12 protein-coding genes are annotated in these 20,027 nt (G+C 70.2%); 7 read left to right on the forward strand and 5 right to left on the reverse strand.

What is annotated here, in order from left to right:
* The first annotated feature begins 78 nt into the window (after positions 1-78).
* The 6 genes from ABZ717_RS13055 to ABZ717_RS13080 all read left to right on the forward strand — a co-directional run bounded on the left by ABZ717_RS13055 (position 79) and on the right by ABZ717_RS13080 (position 11,257).
* The gene (locus tag ABZ717_RS13055) at positions 79-2,154 is read left to right on the forward strand and encodes an acyltransferase family protein (protein ID WP_358508934.1); all 2,076 of its coding nucleotides are present in this window, start codon (positions 79-81) and stop codon (positions 2,152-2,154) included.
* Positions 2,155-2,484: 330 nt separating this feature from the next.
* Entirely contained in the window at positions 2,485-3,504 is a 1,020-nt protein-coding gene (locus ABZ717_RS13060; RefSeq protein WP_358508936.1) for a class I SAM-dependent methyltransferase, read from the forward strand.
* Positions 3,505-3,565: 61 nt separating this feature from the next.
* Positions 3,566-5,632 (forward strand): glycosyltransferase family 2 protein, encoded by a 2,067-nt coding sequence (locus ABZ717_RS13065; RefSeq protein WP_358508938.1) that lies wholly within the window; start codon positions 3,566-3,568, stop codon positions 5,630-5,632.
* A gap of 44 nt (positions 5,633-5,676) precedes the next feature.
* On the forward strand, positions 5,677-7,308 hold the full coding sequence (locus ABZ717_RS13070) for a glycosyltransferase family A protein (RefSeq protein ID WP_358509000.1): 1,632 nt from the start codon (positions 5,677-5,679) through the stop codon (positions 7,306-7,308).
* Between the two features lie 164 nt (positions 7,309-7,472).
* Positions 7,473-9,572 (forward strand): glycosyl transferase family 2, encoded by a 2,100-nt coding sequence (locus ABZ717_RS13075; RefSeq protein ID WP_358508940.1) that lies wholly within the window; start codon positions 7,473-7,475, stop codon positions 9,570-9,572.
* A gap of 47 nt (positions 9,573-9,619) precedes the next feature.
* On the forward strand, positions 9,620-11,257 hold the full coding sequence (locus ABZ717_RS13080; RefSeq protein WP_358509002.1) for a glycosyltransferase: 1,638 nt from the start codon (positions 9,620-9,622) through the stop codon (positions 11,255-11,257).
* 17 nt (positions 11,258-11,274) lie between these two features.
* Here ABZ717_RS13080 and ABZ717_RS13085 read toward each other — a convergent pair whose 3' ends face one another.
* The 5 genes from ABZ717_RS13085 to ABZ717_RS13105 all read right to left on the reverse strand — a co-directional run bounded on the left by ABZ717_RS13085 (position 11,275) and on the right by ABZ717_RS13105 (position 17,575).
* Complete coding sequence (locus ABZ717_RS13085; protein ID WP_358508942.1) at positions 11,275-11,730, reverse strand: MaoC family dehydratase; 456 nt, start codon at positions 11,728-11,730, stop codon at positions 11,275-11,277.
* A gap of 83 nt (positions 11,731-11,813) precedes the next feature.
* Positions 11,814-12,962 (reverse strand): enolase C-terminal domain-like protein, encoded by a 1,149-nt coding sequence (locus ABZ717_RS13090; protein WP_358508944.1) that lies wholly within the window; start codon positions 12,960-12,962, stop codon positions 11,814-11,816.
* A 74-nt stretch (positions 12,963-13,036) separates the two neighbouring features.
* Entirely contained in the window at positions 13,037-14,644 is a 1,608-nt protein-coding gene (locus tag ABZ717_RS13095; RefSeq protein ID WP_358508946.1) for an IS200/IS605 family accessory protein TnpB-related protein, read from the reverse strand.
* A gap of 400 nt (positions 14,645-15,044) precedes the next feature.
* Positions 15,045-16,163 (reverse strand): alanine dehydrogenase, encoded by a 1,119-nt coding sequence (gene ald, locus ABZ717_RS13100; protein ID WP_358509003.1) that lies wholly within the window; start codon positions 16,161-16,163, stop codon positions 15,045-15,047.
* A gap of 137 nt (positions 16,164-16,300) precedes the next feature.
* On the reverse strand, positions 16,301-17,575 hold the full coding sequence (locus tag ABZ717_RS13105; protein WP_358508948.1) for an amidohydrolase family protein: 1,275 nt from the start codon (positions 17,573-17,575) through the stop codon (positions 16,301-16,303).
* 328 nt (positions 17,576-17,903) lie between these two features.
* Between ABZ717_RS13105 and ABZ717_RS13110 the strand changes: the two genes are divergently transcribed.
* Positions 17,904-19,988, forward strand: coding sequence for a cytochrome c oxidase assembly protein (locus ABZ717_RS13110; protein ID WP_358508950.1), 2,085 nt, complete (start codon positions 17,904-17,906; stop codon positions 19,986-19,988).
* The last annotated feature ends 39 nt before the right edge of the window (positions 19,989-20,027 follow it).

Raw genomic sequence — 20,027 nt, forward strand, 5'->3', positions numbered from 1 at the left:
GTCGAATTCGAATGGCCATGCCCACGAAGCCTCGTTCGGTGAAACACGCTTCCTGATCTTCCGAGGCCGTCTGCGCATATGAGTGAAACCACGACCGGGGTTCCCACCCCCGGCGACCCCCGCATCCCCTCGGTCACCGACACTCGGCGGACCGTCCGGACCGGAGGCGGTTTTCGCCCCGAGATCGAGGGGCTGCGCGCCATCGCCGTGGTCCTGGTCGCGGTCTACCACATCTGGTTCGGACGGGTCTCCGGTGGCGTGGACGTGTTCCTGCTGCTCACCGGCTTCCTCATCACGGGTTCCCTGGTGCGCGCCGTCGAACGCGACGGTCGGGTCCGGTTCGTCGCCTTCTGGGCCCGGTTGGCCAAACGTCTGGTGCCCTTGGTCGCGGTGGTCCTGCTCGCCATCATGGCCGCCATGTACGTGTGGCTGCCCAGTTCACGCTGGGAGGGCCTCCTGGAGGAGGTACGGGCCGCCGCGTTCTACCACGAGAACTGGACCCTGGCCGGTAACGCGGTCGACTACCTGGCCCGCGAGACGGCCGCCGGCCCCCTCCAGCACTTCTGGTCGCTGTCCATCCAGGGGCAGTTCTACCTGCTGTGGCCGGTGCTGGTCACCGTCGCCGCGTTCATGGCCACCAGGATGGGGTTGCCGCTGCGCCGGAGCCTGCTCGTGCTGGTCACGGCGTTGTTCGCCCTCTCCCTGAGCTACTCGGTGTACATCACCGCCCACGACCAGGCCTGGGCCTACTTCGACACCGGCGCCCGGCTGTGGGAGCTGTCCCTGGGCGCGATCCTCGCCCTGGTCATCACGGAGCTGCGCGTGCCCACGCGGGTCAGGATCTTCCTCGGCTGGTTCGGGTTGGTGGCGCTGGTCTCCTGCGGGTTGCTCCTCCAGGTCTCCACGCTCTTTCCCGGGTACGTCGCGCTGTGGCCGACCGGCGCGGCCCTGCTGGTCATCGTGGCCGGTGGCACAGGCAGCAGGTTCGGGGCCGATCGGCTGCTCACCTGGAAGCCGCTGATGTCGGTGGGCCGCTTCTCCTACGGGCTGTACCTGTGGCACTGGCCGATCCTGGTCTGCTATCTGGAGGTGACCGGGAGACAGACGGCCACGCTGATGGGAGGGGCCGCGATCCTGGGCGCCTCGTTCGTGCTGGCCTGGATCACCCATCAGGTGGTGGACGGGGGCGTCGATCGCCTCACCCGACCGGAACACCGTCGCGGGCCCGGATGGTCGGTCATGATCGCCGTGCTCTTCCTGGTTCCGGTCCTGATCGTCGCGCAGTCGTGGTCGCAGCGGTTGGAGGGGGAACGCGTGGAACGGGTGCAGGAGGTCATCGAACCCGAGACGTACCCGGGCGCGCGGGTGGTCGCCGAGCCCGACCTGCTGACGGTACTGCCCGACGTGCCGGTACGCCCGGCCCCGGAGGACGCCCAGGGGGACCTGTCCTCCCACCATCAGGAGGGCTGCCACGTCAACCTCGTCGTCGAGGAACTGGTGGTCTGCGATCGGGGGCCGGCGGACGCGGAGCACACGTTGGCGCTGGTGGGAGCGTCGCGCACCGCCCACTGGTATCCGGCGGTGGAGAAGGTCGCGGCCGAGCACGGGTGGCGGCTGGTGTCGTTCACCAAGAGCGGCTGTCCGTTCGGTCTGGCCACGTCGACCCGGGATGGGGAGGTGTTCCAGGAATGCGAGGTGTGGAAGGCCGATGCGTTGGCGGAGTTGGAGGAACTGAACCCCGACGCGGTGTTGCTGTCCTCAACGAGGGCGTTCGCCGATCGTGAGGTGGTCCAAGAGGGCTACACGGAGATGTGGTGGCACCTGAACGACCTGGGCATCGACGTGATCGGCCTGCGTGACCTGCCCCGACTGCCCTACCGTGGCGCGGAGTGCCTGGAGTCCACCGAAGCGGTGGAGTGCACCAGCCCCGTTTCGCGCAGCCTGCGGGAGGTCGACCCGGCCGCGCAGCTGGAGGAGCTGCCACCCAACGTCACCCTGCTGGACCTGACCGAACACGTGTGTCCGGACGGCGCCTGTGACGCGGTGGTGGGCAACGTACTGGTCTACTGGGACCACTCGCACATCACCGCCACCTACGCGGCCACCCTCACCCCGGTGGTGGAGAGCGCGCTGTTGGAGGCCACGGATTGGTGACCCGGGCCCCGTCGCGACGACCTCGCCCGGATGACGTCCGAGGGTGTTCCGGGCTGGCTTCATGCCGATCCGACGGTTTTCCGTGGCACTTCGGAATCCCTTTCCAGAAATTCCGGACACGCTTTGGTGATATCGGAGTGATCGTCCGGTGAACGATGCGGTAATTGACGCTCTCCTGGGTTTCGGATGCGCATACTCGGCACCCCCGGGCTCTTTCAAGGCGTTAATGTCGAAGACGCACAGTGGCCTTCCCCGCTGATGCGGTTCCGAACGGTTCCGCGTGCTGATCCGCGCGTCGGTCGCCGCACCCCTTTCGCGGAGGTAACCCCCATGAGCTCCCTCAAGAAGAAAATTCGCCGATCGCTGCCCGTGGTCGGACTCCTCGGTCTGGCGGCCGTCGCGACCCCGATCGCCCTGGGCGTCCTGGGGCTGGTGACCTGGGGCGAGGCCGTCCTGGCCGTCACGGTCCTGTTCCTGGGCGTGGCGATGCTCGGCCTCGCCGTGGGGTTGTCACGACTGCGCCGATCGGTGCTGGAACTGTCCACGTCGGTCCGCACGCAGACCGGCCAGGTCACCGAACTCTTCGGGCAGGACCGGCTGGAGCTGGCCCGCTCCCTCGACGGGGTGCGCGCCGAGGTCAAGGAACTGCGCGACGTCGCCCTGCCCCGGGCGATCCACAAGATCACCCGCGCCGGTGTGCGGAGCGGACGCGACGACTACGAGCAGCAGGTCGCCTGGACCGAGCTGCGCGAGTACCTGGACGTGGCCCCGTTCATGCCGCCGCTGCGCGGTTGGGCCGCCTCCCCCGACGTGCTACGGGTGTTGGTCCGCGTCATCGACCGGGACCGTCCCGAACTCGTGGTGGAGTGCGGCAGCGGTTCCTCCAGCGTGTGGATCGGCTACGCGCTGCGCAAGGCGGGGGCCGGTCGTCTGGTCGCGATCGAACACGACGCGCGCTACGCCGAGCTCAGCCGCGCCCTGGTCGCCACCCACGCCCTGGAGGACATCGTCGAGGTCCGGCACGCGCCGCTCACCCCGGTACCCGCGGAACTGGCCGACGGGGTGTCCGCCGAGGTGCCCTGGTACGACACCGAGGCCCTGAGCGACCTCAAGGGAGTCGGACTGGTCTTCGTCGACGGCCCGCCCGCGGCCACCGGACCGGAGGCCCGCCACCCGGCCGTTCCCGCGCTCCTGCCAGCCTGCACCGACTCCGCCGTGTTCGTCCTCGACGACGCCGACCGCGACGAGGAACGCGCCCTGGGCGACCGGTGGCTGGCCGCTCACCCCGAGCTGACCCGCGTCGAGGAGGCCACCGAGAAGGGGGCGCACGTCTTCACCCGTACACCCTGATCCTCCCTCCCCCGAGCGTCCCCCATTCTCCCGATCCGCAGCAGAACCGAGAAGGTCACCGATGATCACCACCGTCCTCCGGCAGGCCCTGCGCGCACGTGGCGAAGAGCCCGCCGTGCTCTGCCACAGTGGGGCCGACACACTCCGGGAGGTGTCCGGGGCGCCTCGGCGGCCCGGGGACCTGCTCGTGGATCTGGGCGCTCATCCTCTGGGCGAACCGCTCCGGATCGACTCCGTCGAAGGCGCGGAGGTGGAACCCGTCGCCGGGCTGGTGGCGTTGGTCGCCGCCACCCCCACCGACCTGAACCGGGCCCTGACCGCCGCCGTGCACCTGCCCCGGACCGTGCAGGTGGTGGTCGCGCTCCTGGACACCCCGGGCCACCAGGACCCGCCGGTGCCCGCGGGACCGGGCATGGGCCAATGGCGTGACCTGCAGGAACTGCGGGTGCGGCGGATGGGCAAGCGCGGTTGGGTTTGCGAACTGTTCTTCCCCAACGCGATCGATACCGCCCAGGTCCTCGACTCCGTCCTGCACGGCACCCGAGGCCGCCGACGCGGGCCGATGGTGGCACCCCTGACCGCGCTCAGCGGCCCCGAGTCCTCGCTGTGGCGGCCTGGCGACACCGGCGCGCACGGCATCGACGCGACCGGCCCCGTCCCGCTGCGTCGGGTCACCCCCGTCGCCGACCTGGCCCTGCGCGTGCACGACGACGCGGCCCCGGAGTGGAACGAGGAGACCGTCCCGGTGCTGGACCGCGCGGCCACCACGGCCGACGCCTGGGAGGCCCTCACCGGGACCGACGGTCGCGCTCGCGCCGAGCGGGTCGTCGCCGAGCAGAGCCCGGCCGCTCGGGTCACCGTCTCGCCCGCCCACCTGGTGGCGCCGATCGACGAGACCACCGTCAACCCGACCGGGTTCTCCAAGGCCGAGAAGGGGCCCCTGGGACACCTCACCGTGCACGGGGACCGCGCCGTCATCCGTGAGGGGAACAAGGACCTGGTCGCCGTGGCGGCCGACGGCACCGTCACCGACGTCGACCTGACCCACCTGCGTCACCTGCGCGGGGTGAGCGTCGACTGGTCCGGGCACACCGGCCCCACGGCGGCGGTCCGCGCGGTGGCCTCCCTGGCCGCCGGGGGCGTTCCCCTTGTCGCCGGCCCCGTGCCCTCCTGGGCCGCCGGTCTGGGCACGCCGCTGACCGAACTCCTGGCCGGGGCCACCGACGCCGACCTCACCGACCGATTGGCCCGCGAGGAGCACAGCATCCGGCTGCGCCGCGCCGCCCTTTACACACACGGTCTGCGCTCACGCTGGCGCGCGCTCGGCGCGCGGGCCGGGATCCCACTGCCACCCGCACCCCGGATCTCGGTCATCCTGTGCACCCGACGCCCCGAGATGGTCGGCTTCGCGCTCGCCCAGATCGCCCGACAGCGCGGGGTCGAGTTGGAGACGGTGCTGACGCTGCACGGGTTCGGCGCCGACCGGCCCGAGGTGCTCTCGGCGATCCAGGCCTACCGTGACACCGGTCTGGCGATCACCGTGCACGAGGCCTCCGCCGACCAGATCTTCGGGTCGGTGCTCAACGACTCCGTCGCCCGCGCCTCCGGTGACCTCATCGCCAAGTGGGACGACGACGACTGGTACGGGCCCGAACACCTGGCCGACCTCGTACTCGCCCGGACCTACTCCGGGGCCGAACTGGTCGGCACCGGACAGGACTTCGTCTACCTCCAAGAGGTGGACCTCATGGTGTGGCGCAGCCGCGAGTCCGAGACCGCCACCCGGTTCATCGCCGGTGGCACCATCCTCACCGACCGCGTGGTGTTGGAGGAGACCGGTGGTTTCCGGCCACTACCGCGCGCCATCGACACCCAACTGCTCATCGCCGTGTCCCGGGGCGGGGGACGTATCCACCGCACCCATGGGCTCGGGTACGTGCTGCGCCGCACCGGCGGCGGACACACCTGGTCCGAGGACATGGCCTACTTCCTGCACAACTACGCACGACAGTGGGCCGGCTGGCGTCCGAGCGTCCTGCTCGAAGGCGAACCTCGCCCGCTGGGTGGACCGACCGAGGTCCACGAGGAGCCGGTCATGGCCACGACGAACCCGGGGGAACAACCTTGACCAGTACCGAAGAGCACACGATCGCCTCGATCACCGAGCCGACCGTGACGACGACGGACATCGTGTCCGCGCTGCCGCGCGGGACCGTGGACCTGTCCGCCCAGCCTCGCGTCCATCGCAACGACTACTCGGTGGTGGACGTCCCCGAACTGGGGGAGTGGACGCCGACGTTGTCGGTGAGCGTGGTGATCCCGGCGTACGGCGGGGCGGACAAGCTCGCCCTGGTGCTGGCGTCGTTGGCCGCGCAGAGCTACCCGGCGCACCTCATGGAGGTGATCGTGGTGGACGACGGCAGCCCCGAACCGCTCACCCTGCCGTCGGTCCACCCGGAGAACACCCGCGTCATCCCTTCTGCCGAAGGTGGCTGGGGGTCGGCGCACGGCGTCAACACCGGTGTCGCCGCGTCCTCGGGCCAGGTGATCCTGCGGCTGGACTCGGACATGCTCGTCTACCGCGAGCACGTGGAGTCCCAGATGCGCTGGCACCACCGGATCGACTACGGTGCCGTCCTCGGGCACAAGCTGTTCGTCGACTTCGACCCCGCCGCCCTGACCGCCGAACACGTGCGAGAGGAGGTCGCGGCCGGCCGCGCGGACCGGCTTTTCGACAAGGAGACCGCCGACCCGCACTGGATCGAGCGGCAGATCGACCGACACGACCGGCTGCGAACCGCCGGACGGTTGGCCTACAAGGTGTTCATCGGCGCCTCCGGGTCGTTGCACCGGGAGCTGTTCGACGCCGCGGGCGGACTCGACGCCGAGCTCATCCTGGGCGGTGACACCGAGTTCGCCTACCGGCTCGCCCAGCGCGGAACGGTGTTCGTGCCCGACCTGGACACCAGCAGCTGGCACCTGGGGCGAACCCAGATGCAGACCCGTCGCGACGCCGGTACCCGCTACCGGATGCCGTACGTGTCCAACCGGGTGCCCGACTTCCACCTGCGCCGCAAGCGTCCGGACCGCCAATGGGACGTGCCGCTGGTGGACGTGGTCGTGGACACCACCGACAGCACCCTGGAGGAGGTCGACACGACCGTTTCCTCGTTGCTGTCCGGTTCCACCCCCGACCTGCGGTTGTGGCTGCTGGGTCCGTGGACGCGGCTGCACGACGACCGCCGCGCCCCGTTGGACGAAGAGCTCCTCGACGTCCGTCTGGTCCACGAGACCTTCCGCGGCGACCCCCGGGTGAAGTTCGTGGGGACGCCGCCGCGGACCGATCCGCGCGTGCCGCACCGCCTGTACCTGGCGGCCGGGCCCACCCTGACCGAGACGGCCGTGGCAGACCTGATCAAGGAGATCGACAAGTTGGGCTGCGGGCTGCTGTGCGCGCCCCTGCCCGGTGCCACCAAGGCCAGTGACGGGGTGTTGCGCCTGGAGCGCGCCTCCTCGTTCGCTCGGGCGCTCCACTTGGAGCCCGAGGCCACCGGCAAGGAACTGGACCAGACGGTCGAGCGGACCCATGGCACCCACTGGATGCCGGGGGAGCGCTTCGTCGCCGTGGTGGAGGAGGAGACCGAGGAGGCCTCGAAGCCCAGCGTGGAGGTCCTCGAACAGCGTCTGGAGAAGGCGTTGGTCGACGCCGACCGGCAGCGGGCGCGCGCCCAGCGGGCCGAACGCAAGCTGCGCTGGTTCACTCCGGGGGTGGGACGGCGGCTGCTGCGCCGTATCGCGCGCTGAGAACGGATCGGGGTGGGCACGTCGGTCGTGTCCGCCCCGATCGGGTGCCGTGTTCGCTCCGGCGACACACCGCCTGCGATAATCACATACGGTGACAATTATGGCACGCTGGGTTCGGTCCGTCTTCAAGGGCCTCACCTGCCCGCTACGCCCAAGGTTGCCCGATGATCACATCAGTCGTCCGTCAGGCCCTACGCATCCGCGGTGAAGAACCCGCCGTTCTCTGCCACACCGGTGACCCGACGACGACCAGGCGTGAACTGGCCACGCTTCGACTGCGCCCGGGCGACCGCCTGATCGACCTGGACGCCCACCGCATGGGCGACCTGGTGCCCGTCTCCGACATCGAGAACGAGGGGGGTGGGCCGGAGGAGGGCGCCGGGACCGCCGGGCTGGTCGCGGTCGTGGCCGCCAGTCTGACCGACCTGCGCCGCGTCCTGACGGCGGCCACCGCGCTGCCGCGCACCGTGCACCTGCTCGTTTCCGTGATCGACACCCCCGGTCACCAGGGCCCGCTCCTGCCCTCGCCGCCCGGCATCGACGAGTGGAACGACCTCCTCGAAGCCCGCGTGCGCCGGATGGGCAAGCGCGGGTGGGTGTGCGAACTGTTCTTCCCCAACTCCGTCGAGACGGCCCTGGCCATGGACTGCGTCGTGCACGGCGTCCGAGGGGGACGACGTGGCCGGCGCACCGTGCCCCTGGCAGGCCTCCACGGAAACGAGGGGTCCCTGTGGCGGCCCGGCGACATCGCCGCCACCGGGGTCAGCGCCACCGGCCCGGTTCCGCTGCGTCGGGTCTCGCCCAAGTCCGACCTGGTCCTGCGCACCGACGAGGTGGGACTGCCCGAGTGGGAGGACCCCGTCGTCCCCCACCTGGACATCCCGGCGACCACGGGCCGTACCTGGTCCGCCATCGTCAGGGCCGTTCCACCGGGGGCCGGGGAGGCCGATCCACACCGGGTCCCACCCGTCGACGAGTACACCGTCAACCCCATCGGCTTCACCAAGAAGGCCGGCGGCCCCATGGGCGACCTCACCGCCCACGGCGACCGTGCCGTCATCCTCGAAGACAAGAAGGTGTTGTGCGTCCTGCCGGAGGACGGCACCGTCACCGACCTCGACATCGGCAGGCTCCGGTACCTGCGCGGCATCCGGATCGACTGGACCGGACACTCCGGCCCGCTCGCCGCGGTGCGCACGGTGGCCTCCCTGGCCGCCGCCGGTGTACCCCTGATCGGTCGGCCCGTCCCGGTATGGGCGGCCGACCTCGGAGACCCGCTCGTCGAACTGCTCACCGCGGTGGAGGAGAGGGAACTCGCCGACCCCCTCACCCGCGAGGAGCACAGCGTCCGGCTGCGCCGCGCGGCCCTGGGCACCCACTCGCAATCGGTCCGCTGGCGTGCGCTGGCCGCACGTGCCGGTGTCCCGCTGCCACCCGAACCCCTGGTCACGGTGCTGCTCTGCACCCGTAGACCGGAACTGGTGGGCTTCGCGCTGGCCCAGATCGCCCGCCAACGGGGTGTCCGCTTCGAGCTGGTACTGGCCATGCACGGGTTCACCGCCGACGTGCCCGTGGTGCGGTCGGCGCTACGCGAGTTCGAGGCCACCGGAATCCCGCTCACCGTCCACGAGGCCCCCGCCGACCAGGTGTTCGGCGCCGTCCTCAACGACGCCGCCGACCGTGCCTCGGGGACGGTCATCGCCAAGTGGGACGACGACGACTGGTACGGCCCCGAACACCTCGGCGACATGCTCATGGCCCGCCGGTACTCCGGCGCCGACCTCGTCGGCATCACCCAGGACCTGGTCTACCTGCAGGAACTGGACATCACGGTGTGGCGCAGCTACCAGACGGAGAAGCCCTCTCCGGACGTGGTGGGCAGCACGATCGTCATCGACCGCTCCGTGCTCGACGCCGTCGGCGGGTTCCGGCCGCTGCCCCGAGCGATCGACAGCCAGCTGTTGCTGGCCGTGCGCCGCAACGGCGGCCGTATCTTCCGTACCCACGGCCTGGGCTACCTACTGCGCCGCGCGGGGGAGGGGCACACCTGGTCCGCCGACATGGGCTACTTCCTGCGCCGCAACAGCAGACAGTGGTCCGGCTGGCGGCCCAGCGCCCTGTTGGAGGGCACACCCGAGCCCATGGGCGGCGGACAGGATCCCCTGCTCGGATCCCGGGCACCGGTCCAGGCCCGCATCGAGGGACCTGACGTGAACGGGACACCGGGCACGACGACACCGACCACCACGGGAGGCCACCGTTGACCACCGCAGACAACACCTCCGCGTACGACGAGACCGGACCGGCGCCGCTGCTCGGAGTCGTCCCACCGGACGGCGGGACGCCCGAACGGCCCCGGATCCACCGCAACGACTACACCGTGCTGGACGTCCCCGAATTGGGGGAGTGGACGCCGACGTTGTCGGTGAGCGTGGTGATCCCGGCGCATGAGGGGGCGGACAAGCTCGCCCTGGTGCTGGCGTCGTTGGCCGCGCAGAGCTACCCGGCGCACCTCATGGAGGTGATCGTGGTGGACGACGGCAGCCCCGAACCGCTCACCCCGCCGCGGATACGTCCCGAGAACACCCGCGTCATCCCTTCCGCCGAAGGTGGCTGGGGGTCGGCGCACGCCGTCAACACCGGTGTCGCCGCCGCGACGGGGCAGGTGATCCTGCGGCTGGACGCGGACATGCTGGTCCATCGCGAGCACGTGGAGTCCCAGCTGCGCTGGCACCACCTGGCCGACTACACGGTGGTGCTGGGCCACAAGCTGTTCGTCGACTTCGACCCCACCGCGATGGTCCCGGAATACGTGTACGAGGAGGTCGCGGCGGGTCGCGGCGACACGCTCTTCGACCGGGAGAGCGCCGACCCGCACTGGGTGGAACGGTTCATCGAACGGACCGACCGACTGCGTTCGGCGGGCCACGAGGGGTTCAAGGTCTACGTCGGCGCCACCGGGTCGCTGCACCGCGACCTGTACCTGAGGTCGGGGGGCATGGACCCCGAGATGGTCCTGGGCGGCGACAGCGAGTTCGGGCACCGGTTGGCCCAGCGCGGCGCGGTGTTCGTGCCCGACCTGGACAGCAGCAGTTGGCACCTGGGGCGTTCCCAGATGCAGGAGAAGCGTGACGCGGGCACCCGCTACCGGATGCCGTACGTGTCCAACCGGGTGCCCGACTTCCACCTGCGCCGCAAGCGTTCGGAACGCCAGTGGGAGGTGCCGCTGGTGGACGTGGTCCTCGACGTGGCCGAACGCACCCTGGAGGAGGTCGACGAGACCGCCGGGGCGTTGCTGTCCGGTTCCACCCCGGACCTGCGTCTGTGGATGGTGGGGCCGTGGTCGCGACTGCACAACGACCGCCGCCCGCCGTTGGAGGAGGAGTTCCTCGACCTGCGCCTGGCGCACGAGACCTTCCGAGGGGACCCGCGGGTGCGTTTCGTGGAGTCGCCGCCGGAGACCGACCCGCGCGTGCCGTTCCGGCTGTACCTGGAGGCGGGGCCGCCGCCGACCCCGGACGCCCTGGCGGAACTCGTCATGGCCTGCGACCGGTCCGGCGCCGGACTTCTGTGCTCCCCGATGCCGGGGGCGTTGCGCGCCGGTGAGGGTGTGCTGCGGCTGGAGCGGGTGGCCGCCTTCGAGCGCGCCCGTCACCTGGACCCGGAGGCCGAGGGCAAGGACCTGGACCACCTCGTGGAGGAGGTGTTCGGCATCCACTGGACCCCGGCGACCGGCGTCATCGCGTCCCTGGGCCCGGAGGAGGCCGAACTGGAGGAGAAGGCCCCCACCGGTCGCGAGAGCGAGTCGGTGGAGCGTCTGCGGGCCAAGTTGCGGCAGGCCACGGACCGGGGCGACCGGATGCGTCGACGGGCCGAACGCGCCGAACGCAAGCTGCGCTGGTTCACCCCGAGCCTGGTCCGCCGGGCCCTGAGCCGTATCGCCCGCTGAGACAGGGGGATCGGGGGTCAGGGCACCCACAGCCCCAAGGTCTCGGCGACCAGGGCCGGCCGTTCCCGACCCTCGATCTCCACGGTGTGCCGGCTGGAGACGAGGTAGCCCTTGGGCGTCTCCTTGACCTTGATGAGTTCCACGGCGTCGCGCACGCGTGAGCCCACGACGACGGGCTGGAGGAAGCGCACCTTGTCGAGCCCGTAGTTGATGGACATCTTGGGCTTCTCCGTGATCTGGAAGATCTGCTGGGAGAAGTGCGCCACGAGCGACAGCGACAGGAAGCCGTGCGCGATGGTGGCGCCGAAGGGGCCGTGGGCGGCGCGGGCGGCGTCGAGGTGGATCCACTGGTGGTCCTCGGTCGCGTCGGCGAATCCATCGATACGGCTCTGGTCGATGGTGACCCAGTCGGTGACGCCCAAGGACTCGCCTTGGGCGGAGATGACCTCGTTGATGTCGGCGAATACGCGCACGACGCCTCCACGTTCGGGTTGGGGGCCGGGCCTGCCTACCGAGGCCCGCTGTGGTGCGCGCCACTCTACCTAACGGTGTTCGGTTAATTGTGTTCGGGGCCGCCCGGGCGCCAGGTCGTGCCCGGATCGGAGGCCCGTGGGGAGTCCAACAGCAGCGTCCTGGCGGTGAAGGAGCGAAGGGTCGTCGGATCGAGTTCGTGTCCCAGACCGCTCGCGGTCAAGGGCACCGGGACCACCCCGTCGTGCGCGCGCACCGGTGGCACGACCAGATCGCGACCGCGAGAGCCCGCGCCGGGCATCTCCACCGGCAGGGTCGCCCCGGCCAGTGAGGCCAACGCGACCGTCGCCGCGCGGCCCACCCCGGTCCGCGCCGAGGAACCGCACCACACCGGCCAACCGGCGTCCACCGCCATGTCCACCGCCCGACGGGCCGCGGTCAACCCGCCCAGCCGGGCCGGATCCACGTTGACCGCGCCGCCGGCCTCGGCCCGGATCGCCTCGCCCAGGTCCTCCAACGAGGACAACGAACGGTTCAGGGCCACCGGTGTTCGCAGCTCGGTGGACAGCCGGGTGTGCGCGGCGAGGTCGTCGGCCGGGAAGGGGTCCTCGATGGCCACCAGCCCCAAGGCGTCCAGGGACCGCAGCGCGTCCAGGTCCTCGGGGGACTCGGTGTACCGGCCGCCCGCGTCCACCTGGAGCACCATGAACGGGAAGCTGGTCTGTACCGCGCGGACCACGTCGGTGTCCCAGCCCGGCTGGACCTCCAACCTGATCCGCCGGAAACCCGCCCCCACCTGACGGTTCACCTCGGTGATCACCGACTCCGACGTCACCTGCCGGGCCAGGGTCACCCCCGCGGTGAGCGCGGTGCGCGACCCGGCCAGGGCGTGCGCCAGCGGGGTCGAGCGCTGTCGACTCCACAGGTCCCAACAGGCGGTGTCCAACGCGCCCACCAGCGCGGGATCCCAGGGCAGGTCGGCGAAGGCCTCCACCACCTCGGTCGGCCGGCGCCAGGAGTGGTCGAGCAGGGCGGGTGCGAAGACCCGTGCCAGCGCGTCCCACTGCCCGGGGGTGGCACCGGGCACCTCGCCCCAACCGCTCACCTCGCCGTCGGAGACCCGGACCAGGACGGGGGCGGCGCTGCCCGCGCCTCGCCCCGCCAGAGACGGACGCAGCCGCACCAGTTCGAGTTCGACGATGCGGGTCACGGTCACCGCTCCGGCGTGCGTCACTACAGTCCACCTTTGCTCGGGCCTCGGGCAAGGGGCCCGCCACGGGGAAGGACCCACTTTCGACGGTACCGTTCCTAGAGACCGAGTATGAGTTGCACATGCTCGGCCGAGCACCCCGAACGGTCTTGGGCGCTCTGGTCCACCGCGTTCGGCCCGCGCCCGGCCCCATCGGATCGTGTCCGTGGTCCGGATGCGCGGGGGCGGTCTCCCTCACGCCCTGGGCCACGTGGCCCGGTCTGGACGGTCCGATGCCCCGCACCATCACTCCGGTGATGCGGGGGCGGTGCCATCCGACACCGGATCGCGTGCCCCAGAGCGCGCCTACCGATCGCCACCGCGGCGGCGGCGTGTCGGGAAGTCCTTCGTTTCCTACCGGTCAGCGGCCTCTGCCAATGCTGAGCACCCCACCTGGAGGTGTAAGCGGGATCAACGGCGATCACACCGATCCCGGCCTCAGCGCACATCGACAGCAGCCGAGTACGGAGCCTGCCGGTGGGCATCCCGGAGATGAGCTGCCGGAACCGTTTCCTACGGCCGTGCCTCTCCCGGGTCTTGGAGTCGGTGAAGTCCAGATCCTCCACCGCGATCGCTCGCACACCGCACTCCCGTGCCCAGCGCAACAACCGGGTCAAAGCGTGGCGGACCTGGGCGTCACGATGCGAGGCGCTGCCCGACAACCGGTAGTCGAACCGGCGCGGTGCGCCCACCGGGTTGCCATGGGTGTCCAAACGCCAGGCGGCCAGGTGGTCGGCGTTCATGTCCACCCCGATCACCCCTTGAGCCAGGGCGGACCGAAGGGGGATCTGCGATGGCTCCGCGATCTGCCATGAGGCGGTCAGGTACCAGCGCCCACGATCCACATCCAGGTGCACCCGGTAGGCCACCGACCGATTCGCCGCCACCCGGCTGGCCCACTCCCGGCCCCGGTGGACGAAAACGGCCGTCCCGGAGAGCCGGTACCGGCCGTGCGGGGCGTTCGCCCATTCCTTGAGCGGCGCCGGGAGTTTGATCGACACCTCACCGTCAGGGGTGACGCGGATCGTCTCGTTCCCGAACCGCTTGCCGGACTCCCCATCGGCCTGGAAGAACCAGCGGGCCGCTTGCCACCGCTCACGCCATGAGGGCTCGGTGAGCTGAACCGCATCGAGATGGTGGCGGTGACGGGCCACGTGCTTACCGCCACGCACCACGGAGACTTTCCCTGCCTCGAAGTCGGCCCGCACCGTGGCCAGCCGGTCTTGCAGGGTGGCCAGGCGTCGGGACTTGGCGTGCCACTCCTGCCGGGACCGGTAACCACCGGGCTTCTTCTTGATGCCCTTGGCCCCGACCGGCAAGGACAACCGGTGCCGGATCGTGGCGATCCCGGCTTCCAAAGAGCGCAGGTGCGCCACCTGGCCGCGCCGGGCCAGGGCCCACTGGTCGTGGGTGGCCTTGGTGATCGACCCCGCCCACCGCGAAGACGACTCCGGCGTCAACGCCCGCTTACGCTCCGCCCACGACGCACTGTCGTGATCCAGGCCATCGGCGCACCGGGCCTTGAGGTCGGCGGCGGCGAGCGAGCCCAGATGGGCGCCGACCAGACGCAACACCTTCTCATCCTGAGCAGTCAGGTGCTTGAGGCGGGTGCGCACGGCCACCCCGGTGGGCCCCGAAACCGGATAGGGGTCCGCGATCGACCGCACACCCCGCTGATCGGTGCCCACCACTGGCTTGCCACCCCTGCCCTTGATCGTGTTCGATCCCTGTGTTCGAATCCAACGCTAGCCACCTCCGGGAGCGGGGGTGGCACGAACCGGGAAACTCCTCTGCCCGGATCAGGGGGCGAAACGGTCCCTGACCCGGTGGCCGAGCCGTCGCGTTGGCGAAGTGGTTCGGGGGTGATTGATGAGTGTTCATGCAAACCCATGCGACCGCGCACACGAAGAGACAGTACCCCCGCCGGACCCGCCCGACCACCCCGTACGGCTCACCCTGTGGACGAAGGTTTCCCTGGTGGTACGGGCTTTGTGCGGGTCGGAGCGGGTTCGTCCCTCTCGGGTCGGGCCCACGTCGGGTGTCTCACCCCGGACACGGGAACAGGGATCAGTGGGCGAGGACCTCGTCCAGGGCACGGTGCTTGAGGCCGTGGGCCTCCGCCACCGGGGCGTAGACCACCTCTCCGCCGAAGGTGTTCAGACCGGCCGCCAAGGCCGGGTCCTCACGCAGGGCCCGTTTCCATCCCTTGTCCGCGAGTGCCACGACGTAGTGCAGGGTGTCCTTGGTGAGCGCGTGCGTGGAGGTGTTGGGGACCGCGCCCGGCATGTTCGCGACGCAGTAGAACACCGTGTCGTGCACGGTGAACGTGGGATCGTCGTGGGTGGTGGGACGCGAGTCCTCGAAACAGCCGCCCTGGTCGATCGCGATGTCCACCAGGACCGCGCCCGGGCGCATCCGGGCGACCAGTTCGTTGGAGATCAGCTTCGGTGCCCTGGCGCCGGGGACCAGCACCGCGCCGATCACCATGTCGGACTCCAGGGCCGACGACTCCACCTCGAAGCGGTTGGACGCCACCGTCTTGATCCGCCCCTGGTACAGGGAGTCCAGGTGCCGCAGCTTGTCGACGTTCAGGTCCAGCACCGTCACCTCGGCGCCCATCCCCACGGCGATCTGTGCGGCGTTCAACCCGGACACACCGGCGCCGATCACCGTGACCCGGGCCGGTCGCACCCCCGGGACCCCGCCCATGAGGACCCCACGACCACCGGCGGAACGCTGCAAGGTCACCGAGCCGACCTGTGTGGCCAGCCGGCCCGCCACCTCCGACATGGGCGCCAGCAGCGGCAGCGAACCGTCGGGCAACTGGACGGTCTCGTAGGCGATGCCGGTGACCCCGCGTTCGACCAGCGCGTCGGTGCACTCGTTCGAGGCCGCCAGGTGCAGGAAGGTGAAGAGGGTCTGGCCCTCGCGCATGCGGTGGTACTCGGCGGGGACGGGTTCCTTCACCTTGAGGACGAGGTCGGCGGTGGCCCACACCTCGTCGGCGGTGGCCAGGATGGTGGCGCCGGCCTCCCGGTACTCCTCGTCGGTGATGGAGGAACCCAGACCCGCGTCGTGTTCGACGAAGACCTCGTGCCCTCGGCCGGTCAGTTCATGGACCCCTGCCGGGGTGATGGCGACTCGGTACTCGTGGTTCTTGATCTCGCGGGGCACACCGATGAGCACGGTTCCTCCAACTGGTATCGCCATGGACACCTACCACTGTGAACGGCGAAGGCGCCCCGGCGCTATCGCCAATGTGCATAGCCCTGTAGGGCCATGTTGACAGGATGTAAGGACTCCGTGTGGCGTGTGACACGGGTCTAGGAGTGTGCTTCTCGGCCCCCCACCCACACCCTCGCGACCCTTCCGGCGAGCCGCATCCCCGCGTAGGGTCCCGGGTCGTCCTCGGGCACCAGGGTGGTCGCCTCGTCGTCGAAGGCGAGCAGGTCCGCCTCGAACCCGGGCTGGATCCGGCCACGGGCCAGCCCCAGGAGGTCGGCGGGGCCTTGGGCGGTCCAACGGGCCAGATGGCTCAGGGTGAGGTTGCGTCGACGCGCGGCGGTCCACAACGCGGACAGACTCCACCGCAGCGTGTACAACCCGATCGCCGGCAGATGGCCCGAACCGATGGTTCCCAGGGCCGACCCGGGTTCGAGGAGGGCACTCCACAGCGCCTTGCGGTTGGCGTCCGAGCGCAGCGGCGGACGGCAGCCGCGCACCGGGGAGTCCGGCCCGGGGAACTCCGCGGGCAGGCACAGGTAGTGCGGGCAGGTCTGTGCGCCCAGTTCCACCCCGGCCGCCTCCGCGGCCGACAACAGCGCCGCGCACTCGGCGGCGGTGAACGGGGCGATGTGGGTGCGCGCACCCACGACGCGGGCGGCGGAGATCACCCGTTCCAGCCCGCGTCGTTCGGCCCGGGGCGGGCGCTGTTCGGCACTGACCGGAGGGGTCCCGAGTTCGGCGGCGTCCTCGGCGTGCACGATCAGCAGCGAGTCCAGGGTGGCGATCTCCACCATGGCCTTGCGCAGCCCGGCGTCGCTCAGCGCCGCCATGTCGGGGGCGCCCCCGTCCGAGAGGGACGCTTGGAAGGCCACCACGCCACCGGCCTGGAGATCGGCCAGGTCCAGCGGGCCGGTGCCCTGGTTGACCCCGCCCAGGAACGCGATCGCCACCGGGGAACCGGCGGACGCGCGTTGGTGTACCTGGAGGGAGTCCGCGCAGGTGATGGCGGGACGTCCGGGCGCGGGGGCGACCACCATGCAGGTGACGCCGCCGCGCAGGGCGGCGGTACCGGCCCGGTGGTAGGAGTGGGCCAGATCCTCACCGGGGGCGTGCACCCCGGTACCCAGGTCGACCGCCCCGGGCAACAGGGGCCGATCCCCGAGGTCGACGATCCGTGGACCGGGCCCTTCGTGTCGTTCGGGTTCGGATCGTTCGACTCGATCTGGTCGATCCGATGAAGCGGGCGGATCGGTGATCGAGCGATATGGCAGCACCGCCTCGATGCGGCCTTCGCGGACGGCCACGTCCGCGGCTTCGATCCCCTCGGGGACCACCACTCGTGTCGAACGGATGACGGTATCGAAATCGGGCATCGCTCCCCCTTCGGGCGCAGGGCTCGGGTCAGGGTGAGAGGTGTCGAGGAGGGGAAGGAGCAGGGACTCGTCGGGGCGTCGAGCGTATCGCGTGGAGCCCCTTCATATGGGGGGAACATCACCAACAGGGCCGCTTTCACGTACTGGCCGGGGCCCTGGGGCGGTCTATCGTGTACCAAGTCCGACACCGCGTAGTAAACGGACTAACCTTGGTCGAGGTGTTCCTCCGTGCGGCCCCTGCCGGACCCCGATCTGCACAGCACAGCGGTGGCCATCACGGCCGAGAGCCCTGACCTGCTGTTGACCGCACTCGAAGACGGAGTGGCACGTGGCTCCTCCCGCACAGAACGACAATTCCCCGATCAAGGACCACCAGAACGACACCGACCAGCCGCCGGGCACCGGTGTCGTACCGATCTTCGCGATGATCGTCGCCCTGGTCTGCGCTATTTTCCTGGGCTTCACCCTGGTCATCGGCGGTTCGGTCTTCGCCAGGGTCATCCCGGGCCTACCCGACGCCGGTGAGGCCGTGCGCTGGGGCATGCCGATCACGAAGGCCTTCATGAACGTCGGGGCCGTCCTGACGATCGGCCTGCTGGTGATGGCGGTCCTGCTGCTGCCCTCCTACAAGGGACGCCTGTCCGACCAGGCCATCGGCTACGTACGCGCCGCCACCTGGGCCTCCCTCGGCTGGACCGTGGCCGCCGTGGCGACCCTGTACTTCCAGGCCTCCGAGTTCCTCGCCAAACCCATGGGCCAGGTCTCCATCGACGAGGTGACCGCCTTCGCGGGTTCGGTCTCCGGTGGCATCGCCCTGATGTTCGTCATCCTGATCACGACCGGAATCGCGCTGTTCGGTCGTACCTGCACCGGCGCCACCTCCGGCCTGTGGCTGCTCGTGGCCTCCCTGGTCGCGGTCACCCCGCCGGCCCTTACGGGACACTCGGCCTCCTCGGGTTCCCACGAACTCGCGGTCACCGGCCTGGCCCTGCACCTGATCTCCATCTGCGTGTGGGTGGGCGGCCTGGCCGCGGTCACCTACCACGCGGTACGAACCGATGGCGAGGCGCCGGCCACCGCCGCTCACCGGTTCAGTCGCATGGCGCTGTGGGCCTACGTCGGTGTCGCCGTCAGCGGTGCCGCCAGCGCCCTGGCCCGCCTCTACTCCCTGGAACACCTGTTCTTCACCGAGTACGGGCTCTTCATCGTCGCGAAGGTCGTGCTGTTCGTCGTCCTCGGCGGCTTCGGCTACGCGCACCGCAAATGGACGGTGAACCGGATCGCCGGGGCACCGGAGGGCGAGGACGGCCACGCCTTCCGACGCTGGAACTTCATCCGGCTGTCCGGGGTCGAGGTCGTCATCATGGCCGCGGTCATGGGGATCTCCGTGGGGCTGGGCCGTACCGCGCCGCCCCCGCCGCTGGAGAGCACCGTCGACCCGGCCGCCGCCATCCTGGGCTTCACCATCCCGTCCGCCATGAGCATGCAGAACCTGCTCACCCTGTGGCGCCCCGACCTGTTCTTCATCATGTTCGTGGTCGTCGCCGCGGGCCTGTACCTGGGTGGTGTGCGCCGGCTGGTCAAGCGGGGCGACAAGTGGCCGATCGGACGCCTCGTCGCCTTCCTCGCGGGGCTGCTGACCATCGTCCTGGTCCAACTCACCGGCTTCGCGACCTACGCGATGATCATGTTCTCGGCGCACATGATCCAGCACATGGTGTTGGCCATGGTCACCCCGATCCTGTTGGTGCTGGGCGCGCCGGCGACCCTGGCCCTGCGTGCCCTGAAACCGGCGGAGCGGCGGGGCGACCGGGGGCCGCGCGAATGGCTCAACGCCTTCCTCAACAGCCGCTACTCGAAGTTCTTCACCCACCCCGCGGTGGCCGCGCCGATCTTCGTGCTCAGCCTGTACGCCCTCTACTTCACGCCGCTGTTCGGCATGCTCATGAACGACCACCTCGGTCACCTGTTCATGGGTGTGCACTTCCTCGTCTCGGGTTTCCTCTTCTACTGGGTGATCATCGGTGTCGACCCGGCCCCGAGGAAGGTCCCGTTCCTGCTGCGCCTGCTGTTGCTGCTGGTGGTGATGGGGTTCCACGCCTTCTTCGGCATCGCCATCATGGAGCAGACCACGCCCATCGCCGCGGAGTACTACGGCCAGTTCGAGATCCCGTGGATGCAGGACCCGATGGCCGACCAGTACAAGGGCGGTGGCATCGCCTGGGCCCTGGGCGAGATCCCCACGCTCCTGGTGATGCTGGCGCTGGTGGTGCAGTGGTCGCGTGACGACGAACGTCAGGAACGTCGTCGGCAGCGGCACAGCAGCCGTGGCGATTCCGACGACTCCGACATGGACGCCTACAACGAGTACCTCGCCGAGCTCGACCGTCGTTCCCGTCAACAGCCGAACTGACACCGACCCTCGGTCGATCCCTCACGGGCCCCCTTCCAG

It is taken from the genome of Nocardiopsis sp. NPDC006832 (assembly GCF_040635885.1).
Classification (GTDB): domain Bacteria; phylum Actinomycetota; class Actinomycetes; order Streptosporangiales; family Streptosporangiaceae; genus Nocardiopsis.